Genomic DNA, 21,979 nt, shown 5'->3' on the forward strand with positions numbered 1-21,979 from the left:
TTACTTGCCGAAGTCGACCGTCGGCGCGGTCGAAATCGCCTTCTCGTTCTCGACGGTGAACGACGGCTTGGTTTCATAGCCGAACACCATCGCCGTCAAGTTCTTGGGGAACTGACGCACGGTCACGTTGTAATCCTGGACCGAGGCGATATAGCGCTGGCGCGCCACCGTGATGCGGTTTTCCGTCCCTTCCAGCTGCGACTGCAGGTCGCGAAAGCTCGTATCGGCTTTCAGGTCGGGGTATTTTTCAGAGACCATCATCAGGCGCGACAGGGCGCCCGACAGCTCGCCCTGCACCTGCTGGAACTTCTGGAAGGCCTCGGGGTTGTTCAGCACCTCGGGCGTGATCTGGAAGCTGGTGGCCTGGGCGCGGGCGCGGGTTACCGCTTCGAGCGTGGCGCTCTCGTGCGAGGCATAGCCCTTGACGGTGTTGACCAGGTTCGGGATCAGGTCGGCGCGGCGCTGGTACTGGTTCACCACTTCGCTCCATGCCGCCTTGGTGGCCTCGTCCTTGGTCTGGAAGTCGTTGTAGCCGCAGCCGGACAGCAGGGCGCCGGCCAGGACGGCGCCGCCGAGAAGACGGGTCCAGCGATAGAAGAAGGAATTGGTCATGATGATGTTTGTGTGTACAAGTTGTCGAATGATCAAAATATACCTGAAACAGACATGCTTGGGCGTCCGGACGGGCGCCGACTGGCGGCCATGGACCGCCGGCGGGTACAATAATGGGTTTGCATTTACAAAGATACAAGGGGCTAGAGGTGAATTTCATCAACAAACTTTCCGCCGCATGGGCCAGCAACGATTCGCTGCTGTGCGTCGGCCTCGACCCGGACCTGACGCGCCTGCCAGCCCATCTGCAGGGCCAGCCGGACGCCATCGTCCAGTTCTGCAAGGCCATCATCGACGCGACCGCCGACCTGGCCTGCGCCTTCAAACCGCAGATCGCCTATTTCGCCGCCCTCGGCGCCGAAGACCAGCTGGAAGAAATCTGCGCCTACCTGCGCGCCACCTACCCGCACATCCCGCTGGTACTGGACGCCAAGCGCGGCGACATCGGCGCCACCGCCCACCAGTACGCGCGCGAAGCCTTCGAACGCTATGGCGCCGACGCGGTGACGGTCAGCCCCTACATGGGCTTCGATTCGGTCGAACCGTATATGGAATGGCCGGACCGCGGCGTGATCGTGCTGTGCCGCACCTCGAACGCGGGCGGCTCCGACCTGCAGTTCCTGGACGTGGCGGGTCGCCCGCTGTACCAGCACGTGGCCCAGCTGGTCGCCGAAAAATGGAACCGCAACGGCCAGTGCGCGCTAGTGGTGGGGGCGACCTTCCCGGACGAGATCGCGCAGGTGCGCAAGCTGATCGGCGATATGCCGCTGCTGATCCCGGGCGTGGGCGCCCAGGGCGGCGACGTCGAGGCGACCGTCAAGGCGGGCCGCACGGCGGGTGGCGCGGGCATGATGATCAATTCGTCACGTGCGATCCTGTATGCGACGCCGCAGGAAGGTGAAGATTTCGCCGCCGCCGCGCGGCGCGTGGCGCGCGAGACGCGCGATGCGATCAACGCGCATCGCCACGGTTGACAGCGCGGCGGCGCTTGAGTACTTAGGTTCCCGCCAAGGCGCCCTGGCCGGGCGCCTTGGCGGGAACCTAAGTCTCCAGAGCACCCGCTAGCTCAATACCGATCCGGCGCAATCGACTCCACATAGTCATACAGCGCCCCAAGAATCTCCTCGGCACGCTCATCCGCCGTCTCCGACAACGCATCGATCTCGGTAAACAGCTGATCCACCGTGCGCGCCCCATGCGCGCCTTCGAACAGCCGCGCCGCGCGGTGCGCCTCCCACAGCTGCATCTCGTCTTCCGACAGCGTGTGCGGGAAGTTGCGCGCGCGGTAGCGGAACAATAACTCGTTCAACCGTTCGTCCTCGAAGCTGACGCGCTTTGCCAGCGCCTCGGGCTTTTGCATGCGCAGGGATTCCAGCTGGCGGCGGTCGTCGCGGCTGACGAAGCCGCCGTACAGGTCTTCGTCGACGTCCACCGCCTCGCCCGCACCGGGTTTTGCCAGCACCTGGGCCCAGATCGCCTTCATGTCCGGCCCGCCGGCCGCCAGCGCGGCGTGCGCGCGGCCGCGTTCCAGGTCGATGTCCCAGCGCGTGGCCAGCTCGGGCCGCAGGGTCTTGAGGTTCCCGACCAGCATCGGCGATTTATTCAGGTGCACGCTCTTGATCGGCAGCCGAGTCATGCCTTCGGGCAATTCGCTCGCGCGCGTGTACATGCGGGTGCGGATGGTGTCGGCGTCGAGCGCGAACAGTTCGGACGGGTCGTGGCGGCAGTCCCAGACCAGCACCTCGTTCTTGTTGGTCGGATGCTGGGCCAGCGGGTAGACCAGGCCCAGGCAGCCGTATTCGACCGGGAACATGCCGGACACGTGCAGGAAAGGCTGGCGCTGGCCCGGGTCGAGGTGCAGCCCCATCTCGCTGGCGACGCGGTCCTTGCGGCGCAGTTCGAGGCAGAAGTCGAACAGGCGCGGTTGCTTGTCGCGGATCAGGCGCGCCAGCGCGATGGTGGCGCGCACGTCGGACAGCGCATCGTGCGCCGCCTCGTGGGCCAGGCCGTTGGCGGCGCTCAGGTGTTCCAGCCGGAAGCTCGGCTTGCCGTCTTCGCGGGTCGGCCATTCGATGCCTTCCGGGCGCAGCGCGTACACCATGCGCACCACGTCAAGCAGGTCCCAGCGGCCGCAGTTGTGCTGCCACTCGCGCGCATATGGATCGATCAGGTTGCGCCAGAACAGGAAGCGGGTCACCTCGTCGTCGAAGCGGATGGTGTTGTAGCCGACGCCGATCGTGCCCGGCTCGCTGAAGGCGGCTTCGATGTGGCGCGCGAATTCGTGTTCGGGCACGCCCCGTTCGAGGCAGTGCTGCGGGGTGATGCCAGTGATCAGGCAGGATTGCGGGTCGGGCAGGAAGTCGTTGGCCGGCTGGCAGTACAGCATGATCGGCTCGCCGATCTCGTTGAGGTCGGCGTCGGTGCGGATCGCGGCGAACTGGGCCGGACGGTCGCGGCGCGGCACTGCGCCGAAGGTTTCATAGTCGTGCCAGAGGAAGGTATGCGTGCTCATGTGTTGTTGTTGTGGGTGCTGCAATCACAGCGTCAACCGGCATGGTGGCACATCCGCGCGGATCAGTCACGGCCGGCGGCAAAGGTCTGGGGCATTGCGTCAGGCGCAGACGCGGTCCCGTCCGGCTTCCTTGGCGCGGTACAGGGCGGCGTCGGCCGCCGCCAGCAGGCTGCGCTCGTCGCCGCCGGGCGTCAGGCTGGCCACGCCGAAGGAGCCGGTCAGGTGCGGCAGCGGCAGGCGCATATCGGGGAACACGACGGCCAGGCGCAGGCGCCGGCACAGGCGTTCGGCGACCCCGGTGGCCATGTCCGGCGTGGTGTCGGGCAGCACCGCCAGCATCTCTTCGCCACCATAGCGCACCGCGAAGTCGGACGGGCGCAGCGCGCCGCGGATCACGCTCGCGGCGGCGGCCAGCGCGGCGTCGCCGGCGATGTGGCCGTGGGTGTCGTTGAAGCGCTTGAAGTGGTCGAGGTCGATCATCACCAGCGACAGCGCGCTGCCGTCGGTGGCCGCGCGCGCGGCCAGCTTGGGCAGCATCTCGTTGAGCCAGGCGCGGTTGTACAGGCCCGTGAGCGGGTCGTTGAGCGACAGCTGGCGGTAGAATTCGCCCAGCTTCTGGCGCCGGCGCAGCAGGGCGTTGGTGGCGCGGATGCGGAACGACAGCAGGCGCAGCAGGTTACGCGCCAGCACGCCAGACCGCTCGATCAGGGTCCACACCATATCGGATTCGATCACCAAGAGTTCGGTGTCCTCGAGGGCCGTCATCGCCGCCAGGTTCAATGCGTCGTCCAGCACCGCCTGTTCGCCGACGCTCTCGCCCGGGAGGATGCGGCTGGTGTTGCCCTCGTCGCCGGCATGGGCGTCGGGTGCGATCTCGAGCACGCCCGACAGGACGATGTACAGGCGCGCCTGGCCGCCATCGTCGATGCGGCGGCCGCGCGCCATGCGCACGACGGCGCAGCCGGCCACCATCGCGGCGATGGCCGGGTCGGTCTCGTCGCGAAACAGGTGCAGGTCGCGGATGGTCGTGCGGGAAGCACCGAAGGTGCCGATGTGTTCCAAGTGGGGCCTCGAGCGAATCGCGTAAGGTTGAGTCCTTACAGCATTGAAATGATAGCCTATCAGACTTGGAATGCGTATTCGGCGCGCCTTAAACAACAATGGTGACATGGCGGCATGACTGATTCTGACAATTCACTTGATGATGTGCTCATTGATGCGCTTGGGCACGCCCATCGGCCGGCCCCGGACGCGCGCATCGTGTCGCTGGTGCCGTCGATCACCGAGCTGCTGTGCGACCTCGGCCTGGCGTCGCAGCTGGTCGGCCGCACGGGCTTTTGCATCCACCCGAAGGCGGTGGTGGCGGACATCCCCAAGGTGGGCGGCACCAAGGACGTCAATCTAGAGAAGATCCGCAAACTGGCGCCGACCCACGTCGTGGTCAATATCGACGAGAACGAGAAGCCGACCGTCGATGCGCTGGCGCAGTTCGTGCCGCACGTGGTGGTCACGCATCCGCTGGTCCCGCACGACAACCTGGCGCTGGCGCGCCTGATGGGCGGGATCTTCGGCGCCCGGGAGCAGGCCGCGTCATGGTGCGCGGCCTTCGGGGACGAACTGGCGCGGCTGCGCGCCTTGCCGGCCGGCCCGGCGCGCACGGTCCTGTACTGCATCTGGCAAGACCCGTGGATGAGCGTGTCGAAGGACACGTATATCGCCGCCATGCTGGCCGAACTGGGCTGGCGCGTGCCCGATCTTGGGGCGGCGCGCTATCCCCGTTTCGACTGGTCCGAAGCCCTGGTGGACGGGCTCGACGCCGTGCTGCTGTCGACCGAACCTTATCGGTTTACCGAGGCGCACGCGGACGCGCTGGAAAAGCAGATCGGGATTCCCGTGCTGCTGGTCGATGGCGAGATGATGTCGTGGTATGGAAGCCGGGCCCTGGCGGGCCTGCGCTATCTGCGCGAAGTGAGGGCAATGCTGGAAGGAAGCGCAGGCTGAAGTGCAGGCTGAAGTGCAGGCCCGGACGGGCCTGCGCTTCATTGGAGGACGATCACATATCCGTCAGGTGCTTGTCGGCGGTTGGATCTTCGGTGTGCGTGATCGAGGCGGCGCGCTGCTTGTCGTGCAGGCGGCCGATCGCGCTGTCCAGCGCACGCGCCAGCTTGCCGCCAGCGTTGTTGATCGCCTGGTGCAGGTCATTCGCGTGCTCGTGGATGACGATCGGCGCAATGCCGGTCAGGCGTGCTTCGAGCATGCACGAATTGCCGCCATCCGCTTTCTTTTCTTTGTTCTCATTGCTCAAGTGCACGTCAACGCGATTGACGTGGTCGCCGAAGCGACCAATAGAGGAGCGCACGACACTGTCGACGTGCTCGTCCAGGCCCTGGTGCTTATTGATGGTGTTGTCGGTGTTGATATTGATCTGCATGGAAGCCTCCTGTAGTCGTTACGGCTTCATCTTACACTCCCCCCGGAATTCGCCGCGCCCGACTGTATTGCCGTCTTGATAATGACGAGCAGGTATCAGTGTTGCCGAATTTCCACAACGCAATTTATCACTCGTTTTGTAGGAAGTCTCCTACTAGAATCTGCAAATACCACCAATTCTATCGAATTGTTTCATATCGAATTCGCAAATTCACAAGAAACGGATGATGGCGGACGGGGGTAAACCAATAAAAACGCGCAGGCAATTTCCTCGAGCACGGCTGGCGCACCAACAGGGAACGGAAATCAAGATGCAATTGAAGCAACTGAAAATCGGCCAGCGCCTGGCGCTCGCCTTTGGCTTGGTACTTGTGCTGCTGGCTGTCGTGCTGGCGACGGGCGTCCAGAAACTGAGCGCCATGAACGACTTGCTGGTCAAGGTCGTGGAAGTGAACAATGCGCGCATCGAGGCCGCCAGCACGATGCGCGACAACCTGCGCCGGATCTCGATCGCCGTGCGCGACATGACGATCATCTCGGATGAAGCCCAGATGCAGGAACAGTCGAGCGCGATTGCCAAGGCGCGCGAAGCCTACCTGGCCGGCGTCAAACTGCTGGATGTGTCGATCACTACCGACGAAGGCAAGGCCCAGCTGGCCAATACCGCTGCGGCCGCCGCCAAGGTGCTGCCGCTGATCGCCAAGGGCGAAGCGCTCGCGCGGCAAAACGACATCGATGCTGGCAGGGATTTCCTGCGCGACGAGTTCGTGCCGGCCATGCGCGGCTGGACCACCTCGATCGACGACATCATCACTCTGCAGAGCACGCGCAACGATGAAGACCAGGCGCGTGGACGCGATGCCTATGCGCAGGCGCGCGTGCTGATGTTGAGCGTCGGCGGCTTCGCCCTGATCGCGGCGGTCGCCATTGCCTGGCTGATCACCCGTTCGATCGTCAAGCCGCTGAACCGGGCCGTGGAAGTGGCGCGCACCGTCGCCGCCGGTGACCTCTCCAGCCACATCGAGGTGACCTCGCTGGATGAAACCGGCCAGCTGCTGGGCGCACTGAAAGAGATGAACACGAACCTGCGCGACATCGTCAGCCAGGTGCGCGAGGGTACCGATACCATCGCCACCGCCTCGGATGAGATCGCGTCGGGCAACCTGGATCTGTCGAGCCGTACCGAACAGCAGGCCAGCTCGCTGGAAGAAACCGCGTCGTCGATGGAAGAACTGACCTCGACCGTCAAGCAGAATGCCGAACACGCACGCCAGGCCAACGGCCTGGCGCGCTCGGCCTCCGACGTCGCCACCCGCGGCGGCGCCGTGGTATCCGACGTGGTCGAGACCATGGGGGCCATCCATGCGTCGGCCAGCAAGATCGTCGACATCATCTCGGTGATCGACGGCATCGCCTTCCAGACCAATATCCTGGCGCTGAACGCGGCGGTCGAAGCGGCGCGCGCCGGCGAGCAGGGCCGCGGCTTCGCCGTGGTGGCGAGCGAGGTGCGCAACCTGGCCCAGCGTTCGGCCAGCGCGGCCAAGGAAATCAAGACCCTGATCGACGATTCGGTGAACAAGGTCGACGAAGGCAGCCGCCTGGTGAGCCAGGCCGGCGCCACCATGGACGAGATCGTCGTGAGCGTCAAGCGCGTCACCGACATCATGGGCGAGATTACGGTTGCCAGCCACGAGCAGGAAAACGGCATCGAGCAGATCAACCAGGCGGTCAGCGAGATGGATGCGGTGACCCAGCAGAATGCGGCCCTGGTCGAAGAGGCGGCCGCGGCCGCCCAGTCGCTGAAGGAACAGTCGGCGCTCCTGGCCGAGACGGTCAGCGTGTTCAACCTGGGGACCGGACAGCGCAATGCCGGCGCGGCCCGTCCAGCGTCGGCCGCGCCAGCGTCGCACCGGCGCGCGCTGGCGGTGGCCTGAAGCCAGGGCGCGGGAGGTTAGTTCCCGCGCTCCTTGTCGTGGTGCGGAAAGCGGTCCATCCTTGACAGCACCGGGAACAGCACCGCCCACAGCCCGGTGACCACCAGCGTGGCGACGCCGCCCAGCAGGATGGCGCGCGTCAGCCCCAGCCAGCCGGCGGTGACGCCGGATTCGAATTCACCCAGCTCGTTCGAGGCGCCGATGAACACCGAGTTCACGGCGCTGACCCGGCCGCGGATCTCGTCCGGCGTCTCGTACTGCACCAGCAGGTGGCGGATGTAGACGCTGACCATGTCGCCCACGCCCAGCAGGAACAGGGCGGCCAGGGCGACCGGGAAGCTGTCGGTCAGGCCGAGCAGGATCACGCATACGCCGTACAGCGCGACGCCGCCGAACATCCAGGCGCCGACCCGGCGCGTGATCGGGAACATCGCGAGCGTGATCGAGCACAGGGCGGCGCCGACGCCGGGCGCGGTACGCAGGAAACCGAGGCCGGTGGGCCCGGCGCCCAGGATGTCGTGGGCGTAGGCCGGCAGTAGCGCGGTGGCGCCGCCGAACAGCACCGCGAACAGGTCGAGCGAAATGGCGCCCAGCACGATCGGGCGCGAGCGCACGAAGCGCAGGCCCTCGAGCAGGGTGTGCCAGCTGACCGGCGCCTTGTTGACGATCTGCCCGATGCTGCGCGTGTTCGTCATCAGGAGCACCGCCAGCGCCAGCAGGCTGGCGGAGGTCATGTGCACGATCTGCGCGCCGAACACGTACAGCAGGCCGCCGATGATCGGCCCCAGGATCATCGCCACGTGCATGGTCGACGAGCCGAGCGCCACCGCCTGGCTGAATTCGCGGTCGGGCACCAGGTTCTTGAGCACGGCCTGCGAGGCCGGCATCATGAAGGCGCGCGCGCTGCCGAACACCACCAGGATAGCGAACACCGGCCACACGACCGTGCTGCCGCTGGCGGTAAAGGCAATCAGCAGCGCGCTGCACACCAGCTGGGCCGCCATGCAGGCCATGACGATCAGGCGCCGGTGGTAACGGTCGGCCACGTGGCCGGCCCAAAGAATAAATAACAGGAACGGCGCGAACTGCGCCAGGCCGATCAGGCCGAGATCGAACAGGCTGCCGGTGATCTGGTACACCTGCCAGCCGATCGCCACGCTCTGCATCTGGACGGCGAAGGTGGCGAGAAAGCGCGCCGAGAGATAGAAGGCGAGATTGCGGTTGCGCAGGACGCCGAGGCGGCCGGAGGGAGAGATAAGAGACATGGCGTAGGGTCGGCGGCTTCGCCGCCGACGCGGTGATTGTTATTGGTGCCGTTTTCGCGCCGGACGATCTCGCTGTCAACCATCGACGCGTCGGCGGCGCAGCCGCCGACCCTACGGTTATCCGGCTGCGAGATCTGCTTCGGTGGTAAACGAATCGGCGAAGAACTCGTCTTCCGGCAGGCCGCACAGGGCGGTATAGTCGCGGCGCGCCGAATCGACCATGACCGGGGCGCCGCAGGCGTACACCTGGTGTCCCGACAAATCGATGATGTCCTGCATGACGGCCGCGTGCACGAAGCCGGTGCGTCCAGTCCAGTCATCCTCGGGCAGCGCGTCCGAGATCACCGGCACGTAGGTGAAGTCGGGCAGCGTGGTTTCCCAGGCGCGGCACAGCTCGTCCATATACAGGTCTTGCGGGCGGCGGCCACCCCAGTACAGGCGCACCGGGCGGGTCGATTTCAGGTGCATCAGGTGCTCGACCAGGGCCTTGACCGGGGCGAAGCCGGTGCCCGAGGCCAGCAGCACGATCGGCTTGTCGGATTCCTCGCGCAGGAAGAAGGTGCCCAGCGGGCCCTCGAAGCGCAGGATGTCGCGTTCCTTCATGGCGCCGAACACGTGGTCGGTGAACAGGCCGCCCGGCAGGTGCCGGATGTGCAGCTCGAGCGGGCCTTCGAACGACGGCGCGTTGGCGATCGAGTAGGCGCGGCGCTTGCCGTCCTTGAGCAGGAATTCGATGTACTGGCCGGCGCGGTAGGCCAGAAGCTCGTTGGCCGGCAACTGCAGGTTGACGATCGCGACGTCGGGCGCGGCGCGGCGGATGGCGGCGATCCGGGTCGGCATCTTGCGCAGCGGGTAGTCCGAGCTGCCGCCCACTTCGCGCGCCTCGATCACCAGGTCGCCGCCCGGCACGGCGCAGCAGAACAGCGACATGCCGCCGGTCTTTTCGATGTCGGACAGCGCGCGCTGCTGGTGCGGCTTGTGCTCCACCGCGCCATTGAGCACCTTGCCCTTGCACGAGCCGCAGGCGCCGTTCTTGCAGCCGTAGGGCAGGCCGATGCCGGCGCGGATGGCAGCGGAAAGGACGGTTTCATCGGCTTCGCAGGTGAACTGGCTGCCACTGGGCTGGACGGTGATCTGGAAGGTCATGCGATTCGGTGGTTGGCGCGCAAGCTAGCGCAAGTGGTTGATCCAATGGCGGTTTTCCGCAACTCTGCGCTATTTTACACCGGCCCCGGTTTTGCCGGGCGCGGGTGGCCCGGCCCGGCGCCGGCGTCGGCGCGACCGCTGTGCTACAGTGCCGCGGTCCGTCTCTACCGCGCCCGAACCCATGCCCGACCGCTCCTCCTTCGCCCGTCCCCGCCTGCTCATCGTCGGCTGCGGCGACGTCGGCATGCGCCTGCTGCCGCTGCTGGCCGCGAAATACCGGGTATTCGCCCTGACCAGCCAGCCCGAGCGCCGCGCCGAGCTGCGTGCGCTGGGCGCGGTGCCGCTGGTGGCGGACCTGGACCGGCCCGCGACCCTGGCGCGCCTGCGGCGGCTCGCGCCGTGGGTGCTGCACCTGGCGCCGCCGCAGCCGGATGGCGAGCACGATCGGCGCACGCGCCACCTGGTGGCGGCGCTGGGAAAGGTCGAGCGCATGGTGTATGTGAGCACGAGCGGCGTGTACGGCGACTGCGGCGGCGCGCTGGTCCATGAACACCGGCGGGTAGCGCCGCGCAATGCCCGTGCGCGGCGGCGCGTGGACGCCGAACGCGTGCTGCGCGCCTGGGCCCTGGCCACCGGCGCGTCGCTGTCCATCCTGCGCGTGCCGGGCATCTACGCCGACGACCGCCTGCCGCTGCGCCGGTTGGAGCAGGGCACCCCGGCGCTGCGTGCCGAGGACGACGTCTACACCAGCCACGTGCACGCCGACGACCTGGCGCGCATCGTGCTGGCGGCGCTGTTGCGCGGACGGGCCGGGCGCGTGGTGCACGCGGTGGACCGCACGCGCATGAAGATGGCCGATTATTTCGATGCCGTGGCCGACGCCTTCCGCATGAACCGCCCGCCGCGCCTGGCGCGCGCCGAACTGCAGGCCGTGGTGTCGCCAATGCTGCTGTCGTTCATGTCGGAATCGCGGCAGCTGGACGACACGCGCCTGCGGCGCGAACTGCGGGTGCGCCTGCGTCATCCCGACGTCGCCACGACGCTGGCGCGCCTCGCATCTGGGCTATAAGTTAATGAAGTAGATTAGTAAACATTATTTATCGACTATCTGTATAATTTCGCGTCCCGCGAAAATAGCCGTATAAATGCTGATGGTTTGCCTCTTTCTGCTAATTTTTCGCGGCGCCGCGTCTTAAGCAGCAATAATAATTAATTGAAAGAGTCATGCCGATCCGCCGCCTTCCGCCTGGCGCCGAGTACGACCCCAACCGGGTCCTCGACGCCATCATCTCCCGCCTGCGCCTGAAGAATGACGCAGCCCTGTCGCAGCTGCTCGAAGTGGCGCCGCCCGTGATCAGCAAGATCCGCCACAACACCTTGCCGATCGGCGCCACGCTGCTGATCCGCATGCATGAGGAGAGCGATTTCAGCATCAGCGAATTGCGGGCGCTGATGATCAGGAAGGGCAGCGAGGCAATGATGGCTGGCGCCGTATAGGGCGACAGCCGGCATGGCGGCCACGACCGCGATGCCGGCTGCGGGGCCGGGCCTTGGCGTTGATTCAGACGGTCAGGCGGCTTGCGCGGCCTTGCTCGGGGCCGCGCACCAGGCGGTGTCACCAGCCTTGACGGCTTGCTTACCTGGAGCTGCACACCATGCGGTTTCACCGGCCTGGGCGGCTTGCTTGCTCGGCGCCGCGCACCATGCGGAGTCACCGGCCCGGACGGCTTGCTTGCTCGGCGCCGCACACCATGCGGTGTCACCGGCCTGGGCGGCTTGCTTGCTCGGGGCTGCACACCATGCGGCGTCGCCAGCCTGGGCAGCTTGCTTGCCCGGCGCTGCGCACCACGCGGTGTCAGCGGCTTGGGCGGCTTGCTTGCCCGGCGCTGCGCACCATGCGGTGTCGCCAGCCTGGGCGGCTTGTTTGCCCGGAGCTGCGCACCAGGCGGTGCCATCGGCCTGAGCGGCTTGCTTGCCCGAAATTGCGCACCAGGCAGCGTCGCCCTTGATGACCACGCCGAATTCGGCTTCGTAGATTTCACGCATACGCTCGCCCGCGCGTTCGCGTTCGCCTTCATTGGCGCCGGCGCCCATGCCGACGTAGGGGTAGTGATGGAGGAAGAAGCCGAAGGTCGCTTCGCAGTCGCGTGCGTACTTCATCGTGTCGAGGATGTGATAGTGCCAGAACGTGTCGACATCGACCGTCGGCGAGGCGCCGTCGTCCGGGTACTTTTTCGTCAGGAACAAGAAGCGCCGGTACTCGGCCTCGACCGCGTTGGCACGGCGTTCGGACCAGCCTTCGCCCGATTCCGCATGCATCAGTTTCATTTTGATGGGTGTCAGGTCAAGAGCTTCGAACACTGAGAATTCGGTATTGGTCGACATGGTTATCACCTCGTTAGATTGTAATGGCGCTGCGTTATCCCTGTTTGGCATGGCAGTCGTGCGATTGAAGCTGGTGGTACTGGCTCGCGTCATGGCCTCCTGGTCGAAACTACTGCTGCCAAGTTCGTCTTGACCCGTGACAGTGATAAAAATTTTCATGCGGATAGTCATTGCATCTGTTGAGCTTGATCAAACTCATGCCGTAAATAACGATATTTGTTGCAACACTGCGTAATGACGACGCGCGTCGTCATGCGGCCACCGCCACCGTCGACAGCGGCCCCCCATACATCACATCGTCGTCGCCGAACATGGGCGTGACCGGGATCGACACCACCACCGTGGTGCCGACGTCCAGGCCGCTGCTGATCGAGAACGAGCCGCCGAGGATGCCGACCCGCTCCTCGATCCCGACCAGGCCGAACGAGCCGTGGCGGTTGCGGCTTCCCGGCTGCATGCCGACGCCGTTGTCGCGGATCGTCATGGTCAGCATGTCGGCCTGCTGCTGCAAGGCGATCCTGACCCTGGTCGCGCGCGCATGGCGCGCCACATTGTTGAGCGACTCCTGCAGGATGCGGAAGAAGGCGGTGGCGCTGTGGTCGTCGATGCGGTGCTCGCCGTCGTCGTCGACCAGCTCGCACTCGATGCCGGTGCGGCGCGCGAAATCGGCCACCTGCCAGTCGACCGCCGCCGACAGGCCGAGGTCGAGCACGTTGGGGCGCAGGTCGTTGATGATCTGGCGCACACTGCGGATGGTGACGTCGATCTGGCGCACGGTGGCGTCGGCGCGCGCGTGCAGGCGCCGGTGGCCGCCGCGGGTGCGGTTGGCCAGGAGCTCGGCCTCGATCTTCAGCGCCAGCAGGTTCTGCGCCAGGTCGTCGTGGATCTCGCGCGCGATGCGCTTGCGTTCGCCTTCCTTGATCTGCTCTGCATGCGCCGCCAGCAGGCGCAGCTTTTCGTGGCTGGCCTGCAGCTTGGCCTGGCTGGCGCGCAGTTCGCGCGTCATTTCCTCGGCCATGCGCAGGGCGTTGCGGCGCGACGAGGCCAGGATCTGGAACAGGGCGTAGAGCAGGGCGGTGCTGATGCCGGCGGCGAAGGCGGCCAGCCAGGGGTAGTACATGTCGAAACGCGTGTACAGCACCGACTTCGGGATGCTGAAGTCGGCGCGCCAGATGCGCTGGTTGAATTCGATCGGCAGGCTGGTCGCGAACACGCTGCTGTCGTCCAGCGGCGGCGGCGGGTTGGGACGCTCGGGGCTGGCCAGGCTGTCGTACAGCATGGCGCGCGGCGGCGTCTCGCCGGGCTCGGGCGTCACCGCGGTCAGCTCGGTCAGGATCAGGCGCGCGCCACGGACCGGGAACTCGTCGAGCACCCCGCCCACCAGGCGCGCGACGCCGAAACCGATGCCGACCGAACCGATATAGGCCAGGCGCCGCCCCTCCACCGAGTCGGTGGGCATGTCGCTGCGGTACACCGGCAGGCGCAGCGCCAGGCCGTTCTGGTTGGGGCCCGAAAACAGCTCGATGCGGGTGCCCGAGGCGCTCGGCAAGCCGGAATCGCGCGCGCTGGCCAGCACGCGCCGGGTCGTGCCGCGTGCTTCCAGGTCCATGCCCAGCTTGGTGAGCGAGAGCGGGAGCAGGGGTTCGATATAGACCAGCACCGTATAGGTATTACGGTCGGGCTGGGCCACCAGCGGCTCGTAGTGGTGCACGCCGCGCCGCGCCAGGCGTCCACGCAGCTCCTCGTTCAGCGCCGGCAGGCCTGGCGTGTGGATGGCGCGCGCGTAATTGATGACTTCGATGCCCGGGAAGTTGCGCTTGGTGTCCAGCTGCTGCACGTACTGGCGGAACTGGTCGGCCGTGGTGTCGGGCGCGGCGCGGAACAGTCCGGCGGCGCCGCGCAACACATCGCTATAGCTCTTGATGCGGGCGTCGATCGTGTATTGGGAGGCGCGCGCCATGCTGCGAAAACGCGCGTGGGCATCGCTCTCGATCGCCTCGGAGGTGGCGAGCCAGGCGCCGGCGCCGAATGCCAGCGACAGCAGCAACCCCGTCACAAGGGTTGCCGGCGCGAACATTCCGGGAGGACGATCTGGAGGCATGCGGTGGTCTCGAAAATGCAGGGCGGCGCGTGAGCGTGCTCGACGTCAATACGGTAGGTTATTACGCTAAGCAATGTATGACGAGACAGTAGCTATCAGGTTTACTAGGTTTTACAAAAACACGACGTCTGGTGGTGAGGCTACAGATGAAAAAAAGGGGGCGCTGTCATCGTTAAATATGGATGAGCATTGAACTGCTGAGCTTACTGGCGGTCCAATCCCGGTCGCCATCGATCGGGAGCGCGCCATGAAAGCGCCGAAGTTCGCCAAGATGTTCGCCCAGCTGCCTCAGCTGAACCAGCCGCAGCGTCAGCAGGTGCTTGCCGCCCTGCATCCGGCAGCTGGGCTCGACCGGGTGGTCGCCCTCATTGGCGAGATCCGGTCAAAGGGACGGCGCTGCCCCGATTGCGCCTGCGAGCGTTGCCACCGCCATGGCCAGGCCAACGACCTGCAACGCTTTCGCTGCTGCGCGTGCGGCCGCACCTTCAACGACCTCACCGGCACGCCGCTGGCGCGGCTCAGGCACAAGGGCAAGTGGCTCGATTATCTCGACACGGTGCTCGATTCACGCACAGTCCGCTCTGCGGCCAAGCGTGTCGGCGTGCACCCCAACACCACGTTTCGCTGGCGCCATCGCTTTCTCGACCGGGTCAAGGACGACCGGCCCGAGCGCCTGGTCGGCATCGTCGAGGCCGACGAAATGTTCCTGCTCGAATCGCAGAAGGGTTCACGCAAGCTCGATCGCAAGCCCCGCAAGCGCGGCGGCAGGGCCGCCCTGCGTGGGATTTCGCATCACCTCGACTGCATCCTGGTGGCGCGAGACCGCAGCGGGCAAACCATCGACGCCGTGACCGGTCGCGGCGCCTTGAAGGTGACCCAACTGGTCAGGCACCTGCTGCCGAAACTCGATCCGCAGGCGCTGCTGGTCACCGATGCCAACGCCGCCTATCCGGCCTTCGCCCGTGCCCATGGCATTGCGCACCAGGCCGTCAATCTCAGCGCCGGGGAACGCGTCCGCAATGGCGTCGAAGGCGCCATCCATGTGCAGAACGTGAACGCCTACCATCAGCGCTTCAAAGAATGGCTGGCGCGCTTTCATGGTGTGGCGTCACGCTGGCTCCCCAACTACCTGGGCTGGCATTGGGCGCTCGATGGCGGCCGAGTCACTTCTGTCGAACAATTTCTGCGTCTTGTATTCAGGGTCATCAACAGGTAACGATGACAGCGCCAAAAAGGGCGCCGCGACCATGGGCCGGGGCACCTTCGGGCTGGTCAGTGACCAGCGGGCGATCAGTTGAAGCTCAGGCCGTTATTGCTGGCGTTGCTGACCTTCTTGCCTTGCAGGTCGACCGTGAAATGGTCGCTCGGCTTGGCCGAGCCCAGGCCCTTGAGGATGGCGAACACCTGCTTGAACTGGTTCTGGAACGGCACGTGCACCGGGTTCTGGTCGGATGGCTTGTCGCCCACTTTGACGATGGCTGCCGGGGTGGCGGGGAAGGCGGCCATCAAGACCTTGTACTGGTTCACGCGCTGCTGGCCCATGTCGCGCAGGGCCAGTTCGCCCGCATACACGGTGCGGTGGAAGTCGCCATAGAAATCGTAGGCCGAGATGCTGGCGAAGTCGTCCAGGCGCAGACCGGCGGCGCTGGCCAGCTTGTCGGCGCGCGCGGTGGCGTCAGCCCAGTCGGTCGCCAGGGTCGAGGCCGGCGCCGCGGTGCCGGCTGCGGTACCCGGTGCGGCGCAGGCGGCCGTCAATGGAACGACGCCGGGCGCGTCCTTCAGCTGGGCCAGCGTCACCTTCGTCTGCAGCTGCGACAGGATCAGCATCTGCTTGCCGTTCAGGGCCATCGCCGCTTCCTTCATCTCGCATGGCCAGTATTCGTCCATGAAGCGCAGGCGCGACAGTTCACCGAAGTACTGATGGGTGTACTCGCCGTAGGAACGGGTCTCGAGGATGTCGCGGTCCCAGCGCTTGGCGGCGTCGGCGGGCGCCGAGCTGCCCTTCAGGTAGTCGTTCTCGACCACGTAGTGCGGGAACAGCTCGGCAAAGCGCGGCACCGTGTTCAGGGGCATGGTCTGGACGTCGATCGTGTCCTGGTTCTTGTAGGTGACGATCTTGTAGGCCGCGCCATACACCGCCAGCGACGGCGACTGCACGTTGACCAGGTAATTGCCGCCGGCATCCTGGTGGTCGTTGGTGCCGTTGAAGTGCATGTGGCCGCCGACGTGCAGGCGCAGGCCGGTCGCGGCCACGGCGTTGGCGACGGTCTGGTCCGGCACGCGCGCGGTCTGGAAGGCGCCCGACTTGAATACGGCCTTCATGGCCCCGGTCTGGTTGGCGTAGAAGTCCATGGTCGGGTAGTGCGAGAAGGCCATCAGCTGCTTGCCTTGCGCCTTGGCGCGGGCGGCAACCGACTTGATGTAGTCCATCAGGAACATCTTGTGGGTGATGACCTTGTTCCAGCCGGCGTTGCCGGCGCCATCGTAGCCCTTGAAGTCGTGCGGCTTGGCCGGATCGAATTTCGCGTTCGGGACGAAGACGTTGGCGTCGATCGAGAGCAGCCACAGGCCCTTGACCGGCTCCACCAGATAGGTGCTGTCGATCATCTCGGTGCACTTGGTGAAGGCCTTGCCCAGCTTGGCTTCGCCGGCCGCCTTGTAGGCGCCGCCCGAACCCTCGAGGCAGATCTCGAACTGGCGGTTCTTCACCGCGGCCTGGGCCAGCGCTTCGTCATACGTGTATTTGCCGCCGCTGTACTTGCTGAACGGGGTTTCCCACAGCAGGTCGGCCTTGTTCGGCATGAAGCCGAATTCCGCCATCTTGGTCATCAGGCGTTCGGTGCCTTGTTCCATGATCTGGTCGGTGCAGATCACGGTCGGGTCCTTGGCGACGCAGGCTGGATTGCCGGTGGCGAAGATCTTCTGTTCCTTGCCATCCTTGGTCAGGAAGTCGTTCTTGCCGGCTTCGTTGTCGTCGTAGGGCTCGACCGGATCGTGGTTGCCCGGCGCCAGGAAGAAGCGCATGCCCTTGGCCTGATAGGTCTTCATGATCTCGGCGATGCCGTCGACGTTCATCGGCTGGGCGTCGTCGGTATAGTCGCCCGGCAGCGCCACCACGCGGATGCCCTTGGCGTAGGCGTCGTCCAGCGCGGCGAAGAAGGCGAAGTAATTCTCGTTGAACAGGCGGGTCGAGGTCAGCTGCGCGTACATGGTGCGGATGGTCGCGTGCTTGCCGTCCTTGGTCGGGATGCCGGCGAACTGGCTGTTCTTGAAGTCGCCGTAGACGTTCTGGAAGTGCACGTCGCTCATGAAGGCGACCGGCGTCGGGACCGGAGGGGTTGGTGTCGGGTCCGGCGTCTGCACTGGCGGAGGCGTGGTCACCGGCGGTGCGGCGGGATCGCTGGGACTGCAACCGGCCAGCACGGCCAGGGAAAGGGCGGCGGCGCAGGAGGCAGCGCGGGTCAAACGATAGCGGGTCGAGCGTAAGGGGGACATGCAAGGCTCCGGACAGAAAGATGGCCGGGATGATTGCATTCTTGCATGACCGCTTTGTTACAACATCCGTGCAACGGCGTCACTCTTGTCGGCCATGCGAGCAAAAGCCGGACCATCTCAAAACGTCGTTCCCGCGGAGGCGGGAACCCAAGTCCTTTGCGCTGCCACTACGCTCGACGCGAGTGATGCGATCAGAAACTTGGGTTCCCGCCTGCGCGCACTGGTGTCCAGAATATTTATACGCAAAGTATGCATCGTCATCCCCGCGAAGGCGGGGATCCATGCTGAATCAAAGAATGTTCATGCTTTAGCGTAGTCTTGTCGCTTGTCGAAGGCGATTTTTGAGCCGCTGGTCGGTCGAACTTAGGTTCCCGCCTGCGCGGGAACGACGTGGTTTCTCCTATGAGGCGGCCTTTTTCAAGCGCCCGAAATTATTCCGGACACCAGTGCGCCTGCGCGGGAACGACGGTTTTGCGGCTAACGAGCGTGGTGGCGTCGGCGCTTGGCCGGCTTACTTGCCCCAGCTATCCTTCAAGGTGGTCACGCGATTGAACACCGGCTTGCCGGGTTGCGAATCGACGCGATCGGCCACGAAATAACCGTGACGCTCGAACTGGAAGCGCTGGTCGGCCACGGCATCCTTGAGCCCCGGTTCCAGGTAGGCAGTGATGGTCTCCAGGGCATTCGGGTTGAGCACCGACTTGAAGTCCTTGCCGCCCGCGTCCGGCTGCGGATCGGTAAACAGGCGGTCGTACAGGCGCACCTCGGCTTCAAGCGCACCTGCCGCGCTGACCCAGGTGATATTGCCCTTGACCTTGTAGTTATCGGCGCCCGGCGTGCCCGACTTCGAATCCTCGAAGTATTTCACGTGCACGGCGATCACCTTGCCGTCGGCATCCTTGTCGAAACCGGTGCACTCGACCACATAGCCGTACTTCAGGCGCACGCGGCTGCCCGGCTGGTCGCCCACTGGCGGGGTGAAGCGGAAATAACCCTTGGTCGGGGTTTCCATGAAGTCTTCCTGCTCGATCCACAGCTCGCGCGTGAACGGAAAGGTGCGCTTGCCCATGTCCGGATGATGCGGGTGGACCGGCGACGAGCATTCCACCGACTCGCCTTCAGGGAAGTTATCCACGATCAGTTTCAACGGACGCAGCACGGCGATGGCGCGCGGCGCCTTCGGATCCAGGTCGTCGCGCAGCGCGCCTTCCAGCGTGCCCATGTCGATCCAGCCGTCGGCCTTCGAGACGCCGATGCGCTCGCAGAACAGCTGGATCGATTCCGGCGTGTAGCCGCGGCGGCGCAGGCCGACGATGGTCGGCATGCGCGGGTCGTCCCAGCCGGTCACGGTGCCGTCGTCGACCAGTGCGCGCAGCTTGCGCTTGGAGGTGACAACGTACGTCAAGTTCAGCCGCGCGAATTCGTACTGGCGCGGCACCGGCTTGTTGAAGAAGCCGCCTTCGGCCAGGGTCGCGACCAGCCAGTCGTAGAACGGACGGTGGTCCTGGAATTCCAGGGTGCACAGCGAATGGGTGATGTTCTCGATCGCATCCGAAATCGGGTGCGTGTAGTCGTACATCGGGTAGATGCACCAGGCGTCGCCCGTGCGGTGGTGGTGCGCATGGCGGATGCGGTACAGGGCCGGGTCGCGGTTGGTCATGACCGGGGACGCCATCGCATCCTCGCTCATCCTGGCGCGCAGAATGTGCTCGCCGTCCTTGTACTTGCCGGCACGCATGTCACGGAACAGCTGCAGCGATTCCGCGGCCGGGCGGTCGCGGAACGGCGAGTTGGTGCCGGGCGTGCCGAAGTTGCCGCGGTTCTTCGCCATGTCTTCGGCGCTCTGGCTGTCGACGTAGGCATACCCCTTCTCGATCAGGTACTCGGCCATCTTGTACAGCTGCTCGAAATAGTCGCTGGCGTAGTACAGGTGTTGCTGGCCTTCGCGCTCCCACGAGAAGCCGAGCCACTTGACGCTATCCATGATGGTGTCGACGTATTCCTGGTCTTCCTTCTCCGGATTGGTGTCGTCGAAGCGCAGGTGGCACAGGCCGGCGTAGTCGCGCGCCAGGCCGAAGTTCAGGCAGATCGATTTCGCGTGGCCGATGTGCAGGTAGCCATTCGGTTCCGGCGGGAAGCGGGTAATGACCGGCGGCAGGCCGCCGCGCTGGTGGGTGCCTGCGGCCAGGTCGGATTCGACGATCGCACGGATGAAATTCGACGACGGTGCATTGCCCGGCGCCGGGGTATTCTTGTCGTTGCTCATGAAATAGTTCTGGAAGGGTAAGTTGGAGGGCATTTTACCGTACCCGGAGGCGGCTGAGGTTGCCCGCGTCGCGGGCCGGACATCGGCCCTCGCGCCACGTCCGGCGTTTTCTATAGGATAATCTCTATTTACGCATTCTTAAGATAGTTGCCGGGAGAGTTTCTGTTGGAAAATTTATATGCGATCCTCGGCGTCGCGCCGAATGCCACCGACGACGAGATCAAGAAGGTCTACCGTTCGCTGGCCATGCGCTACCACCCGGACCGCAACGGGGCGCCAGGCGCGGAAGCGCGTTTCAAGGCCGTCACCAAGGCCTACGAGATCCTCTCGGACCGTGCCAAACGCGAGGAATACAACCAGAGCGTGAACCACCGCATCGTGCTCGATGCCGAGGCCGAGGCTTTCGAACTGTGGCGCTCGCTGTTCGCGCTCAACGGCGTGAACCTGCCGGCGAACTGACCCGGCGCCCCACGGCGCCCTACGCACACATGGCAAGCACCGGATGCGGCCCACACTGCCGCGTCCCATCAACAGGATAGAACATGAAGAACGTACATCCCGAATTCTCTTTCCAGTCGCGTGAACTGGAAGGCCAGATCGAGGGCACCCTGGGCGACCCGCCCAATCGCAAGAACTACGACATGATGGTCGGCGCGCTGGTGTCCGAATACGCCGACGGCGGCGGCATCGACGACGTCAATATGATGGCGTTCGCGCTGGTCGACAAGATCCGCTTCCTGGATCCGAAGGGCCTGATGCGCGAAGCGGCCGACTACGCCGACGGCGACCCGGCGCGCGTGTTCGCCATGGCCGAGTGCAGTGGCGACGACGGCAAGGCGATGTACGAGGGCATGACCGCCAACTACCCGGAACTGGCGCGCCAGGCCATCATCACCGCCTTCCTGTTCAAGAACCAGAACCGCTGGGACGACGAAGACCAGTCGCTCGAGCAGCTCGGCCGCAACGACGACGGCGACGACGTCGACGACAACGGCGACGCCACCGACGACTTCACCGGCCTGTTCGACGAAGGAGACCGCGATGAGCGATGAGAGCAGCAAATCCAATCTGCCGGCCCTGATCAGCCAAGTCGGTGAGCTGGTGCTGGCCGGTTCGCTGGATCACGCCGAAGAGGTGTTTTCCAAGGCCGCCGACGAGCATGGCGACTACGCCGTGGCCCAGGTCCTGACCGAGCTGCCGCCGCAAGTGACCGCGCTGCACCTGTCGGGCTTCGACGGCGGCAAGACCTCGCTGGCCACCATGCTGGTGCCGCCCAAGGCCTGGGCCGACAGCCTGGCCTTCATCGCCGCCACCTGGCCCGACAACCTGATCGAGGACGATCCCGAGCGCATCGCCGAGAACCTGTTCAACCACGTGCACGGCGTGGTCTACGCCCAGGACGACGAAGAGCGCCGTAACGAGCTGCTCGAAGCCGCCTCGGCCACCGACCATGGCGCCACCGTGTTCGCCATCCTGTGGTCGCTGGCGCCGAAGGAAATCCTGGAGGTGGCGGGCGAGATCCTGTCGAAAGGCCGCTACGTCAGCGGCCAGACCAGCGCCGACAGCGACATCGTGCCGCTGGCGGTCGACCTGGCCAAGGCCACCGAAGACGGCTGGGAGCGTTCGCTGCTCGAGCTGTTCCCCGAGTTCCGCCACAGCGCCGAGATGGCCGAGATCGAGCTGCCAGACGATCCGGACGAAGAGTCCGAATTCATGCAGCGCTCGACGCGCGACCTCCTGCTGCGCCTAAGGAAGCAAGTGCCGTCGGTGCGCAGCATGCCGCGCCGCAGCCCGCGCCGCAGCATGGGCTCGGACATCTTCTCGTGACGGGAG

Annotated in this window: 19 protein-coding genes; 9 read left to right on the forward strand and 10 right to left on the reverse strand. The window is 65.3% G+C overall.

Features of this window, described 5'->3' with window-relative positions; genetic code table 11:
- Nucleotides 1-612, reverse strand: coding sequence for a LemA family protein (locus tag AC3A6F_RS03350; protein WP_147933971.1), 612 nt, complete (start codon nt 610-612; stop codon nt 1-3).
- A gap of 149 nt (nt 613-761) precedes the next feature.
- On the opposite strand from AC3A6F_RS03350, the gene pyrF reads away from it, so the two are divergent.
- Complete coding sequence (gene pyrF, locus AC3A6F_RS03355; protein WP_487678565.1) at nt 762-1,586, forward strand: orotidine-5'-phosphate decarboxylase; 825 nt, start codon at nt 762-764, stop codon at nt 1,584-1,586.
- Between the two features lie 92 nt (nt 1,587-1,678).
- On the opposite strand, the gene sbcB is transcribed toward pyrF, so the two are convergent.
- On the reverse strand, nt 1,679-3,124 hold the full coding sequence (gene sbcB, locus AC3A6F_RS03360; RefSeq protein WP_487678566.1) for an exodeoxyribonuclease I: 1,446 nt from the start codon (nt 3,122-3,124) through the stop codon (nt 1,679-1,681).
- Between the two features lie 99 nt (nt 3,125-3,223).
- Nucleotides 3,224-4,186, reverse strand: coding sequence for a GGDEF domain-containing protein (locus AC3A6F_RS03365; protein ID WP_487678567.1), 963 nt, complete (start codon nt 4,184-4,186; stop codon nt 3,224-3,226).
- A 114-nt stretch (nt 4,187-4,300) separates the two neighbouring features.
- Between AC3A6F_RS03365 and AC3A6F_RS03370 the strand changes: the two genes are divergently transcribed.
- Nucleotides 4,301-5,125, forward strand: coding sequence for a helical backbone metal receptor (locus AC3A6F_RS03370; protein ID WP_487678568.1), 825 nt, complete (start codon nt 4,301-4,303; stop codon nt 5,123-5,125).
- 52 nt (nt 5,126-5,177) lie between these two features.
- On the opposite strand, the gene AC3A6F_RS03375 is transcribed toward AC3A6F_RS03370, so the two are convergent.
- Nucleotides 5,178-5,555, reverse strand: a complete 378-nt coding sequence (locus tag AC3A6F_RS03375; RefSeq protein ID WP_487678569.1) for an HPF/RaiA family ribosome-associated protein — start codon at nt 5,553-5,555, stop codon at nt 5,178-5,180.
- Nucleotides 5,556-5,865: 310 nt separating this feature from the next.
- Here AC3A6F_RS03375 and AC3A6F_RS03380 point away from each other — a divergent pair, with 310 nt between their 5' ends.
- On the forward strand, nt 5,866-7,488 hold the full coding sequence (locus AC3A6F_RS03380; RefSeq protein ID WP_487678570.1) for a methyl-accepting chemotaxis protein: 1,623 nt from the start codon (nt 5,866-5,868) through the stop codon (nt 7,486-7,488).
- 17 nt (nt 7,489-7,505) lie between these two features.
- Here the strand turns inward: AC3A6F_RS03380 and AC3A6F_RS03385 are convergent, their stop codons facing one another.
- Nucleotides 7,506-8,753, reverse strand: coding sequence for an MFS transporter (locus tag AC3A6F_RS03385; protein ID WP_487678571.1), 1,248 nt, complete (start codon nt 8,751-8,753; stop codon nt 7,506-7,508).
- A 117-nt stretch (nt 8,754-8,870) separates the two neighbouring features.
- Nucleotides 8,871-9,899, reverse strand: coding sequence for a CDP-6-deoxy-delta-3,4-glucoseen reductase (locus tag AC3A6F_RS03390; RefSeq protein WP_487678572.1), 1,029 nt, complete (start codon nt 9,897-9,899; stop codon nt 8,871-8,873).
- A gap of 181 nt (nt 9,900-10,080) precedes the next feature.
- On the opposite strand from AC3A6F_RS03390, the gene AC3A6F_RS03395 reads away from it, so the two are divergent.
- The gene (locus AC3A6F_RS03395) at nt 10,081-10,968 is read left to right on the forward strand and encodes an NAD(P)H-binding protein (protein WP_487678573.1); all 888 of its coding nucleotides are present in this window, start codon (nt 10,081-10,083) and stop codon (nt 10,966-10,968) included.
- A 155-nt stretch (nt 10,969-11,123) separates the two neighbouring features.
- A complete protein-coding gene (locus AC3A6F_RS03400) occupies nt 11,124-11,396 on the forward strand; it encodes a hypothetical protein (protein ID WP_487678575.1) in 273 nt (90 codons plus the stop codon).
- Between the two features lie 72 nt (nt 11,397-11,468).
- Here AC3A6F_RS03400 and AC3A6F_RS03405 read toward each other — a convergent pair whose 3' ends face one another.
- Together AC3A6F_RS03405 and AC3A6F_RS03410 are read right to left on the reverse strand one after the other, a co-directional pair.
- The gene (locus AC3A6F_RS03405) at nt 11,469-12,284 is read right to left on the reverse strand and encodes a glycine-rich domain-containing protein (RefSeq protein ID WP_487678576.1); all 816 of its coding nucleotides are present in this window, start codon (nt 12,282-12,284) and stop codon (nt 11,469-11,471) included.
- A 250-nt stretch (nt 12,285-12,534) separates the two neighbouring features.
- Nucleotides 12,535-14,340, reverse strand: coding sequence for a sensor histidine kinase (locus AC3A6F_RS03410; RefSeq protein WP_487678577.1), 1,806 nt, complete (start codon nt 14,338-14,340; stop codon nt 12,535-12,537).
- 292 nt (nt 14,341-14,632) lie between these two features.
- On the opposite strand from AC3A6F_RS03410, the gene AC3A6F_RS03415 reads away from it, so the two are divergent.
- Nucleotides 14,633-15,601 (forward strand): IS1595 family transposase, encoded by a 969-nt coding sequence (locus AC3A6F_RS03415; RefSeq protein ID WP_487678578.1) that lies wholly within the window; start codon nt 14,633-14,635, stop codon nt 15,599-15,601.
- A gap of 74 nt (nt 15,602-15,675) precedes the next feature.
- On the opposite strand, the gene AC3A6F_RS03420 is transcribed toward AC3A6F_RS03415, so the two are convergent.
- Nucleotides 15,676-17,880, reverse strand: a complete 2,205-nt coding sequence (locus tag AC3A6F_RS03420) for a metallophosphoesterase (RefSeq protein ID WP_487678579.1) — start codon at nt 17,878-17,880, stop codon at nt 15,676-15,678.
- Between the two features lie 511 nt (nt 17,881-18,391).
- Nucleotides 18,392-20,146 (reverse strand): glutamine--tRNA ligase/YqeY domain fusion protein, encoded by a 1,755-nt coding sequence (locus AC3A6F_RS03425; RefSeq protein ID WP_487678580.1) that lies wholly within the window; start codon nt 20,144-20,146, stop codon nt 18,392-18,394.
- 165 nt (nt 20,147-20,311) lie between these two features.
- Here AC3A6F_RS03425 and AC3A6F_RS03430 point away from each other — a divergent pair, with 165 nt between their 5' ends.
- The 3 genes from AC3A6F_RS03430 to AC3A6F_RS03440 all read left to right on the forward strand — a co-directional run bounded on the left by AC3A6F_RS03430 (nt 20,312) and on the right by AC3A6F_RS03440 (nt 21,973).
- Nucleotides 20,312-20,605 (forward strand): DnaJ domain-containing protein, encoded by a 294-nt coding sequence (locus AC3A6F_RS03430; RefSeq protein ID WP_147933957.1) that lies wholly within the window; start codon nt 20,312-20,314, stop codon nt 20,603-20,605.
- Nucleotides 20,606-20,688: 83 nt separating this feature from the next.
- Nucleotides 20,689-21,198 carry a hypothetical protein gene (locus AC3A6F_RS03435; protein WP_487678581.1) on the forward strand — a complete coding sequence of 170 codons (510 nt, stop codon included), beginning with the start codon at nt 20,689-20,691 and terminating at the stop codon, nt 21,196-21,198.
- Nucleotides 21,188-21,973, forward strand: coding sequence for a hypothetical protein (locus AC3A6F_RS03440; protein ID WP_487678582.1), 786 nt, complete (start codon nt 21,188-21,190; stop codon nt 21,971-21,973). Before AC3A6F_RS03435 ends, AC3A6F_RS03440 begins: the two co-directional genes overlap by 11 nt.
- Nucleotides 21,974-21,979 lie beyond the last annotated feature (6 nt).

The organism is Massilia sp. Soil_C_3, assembly GCF_057657035.1.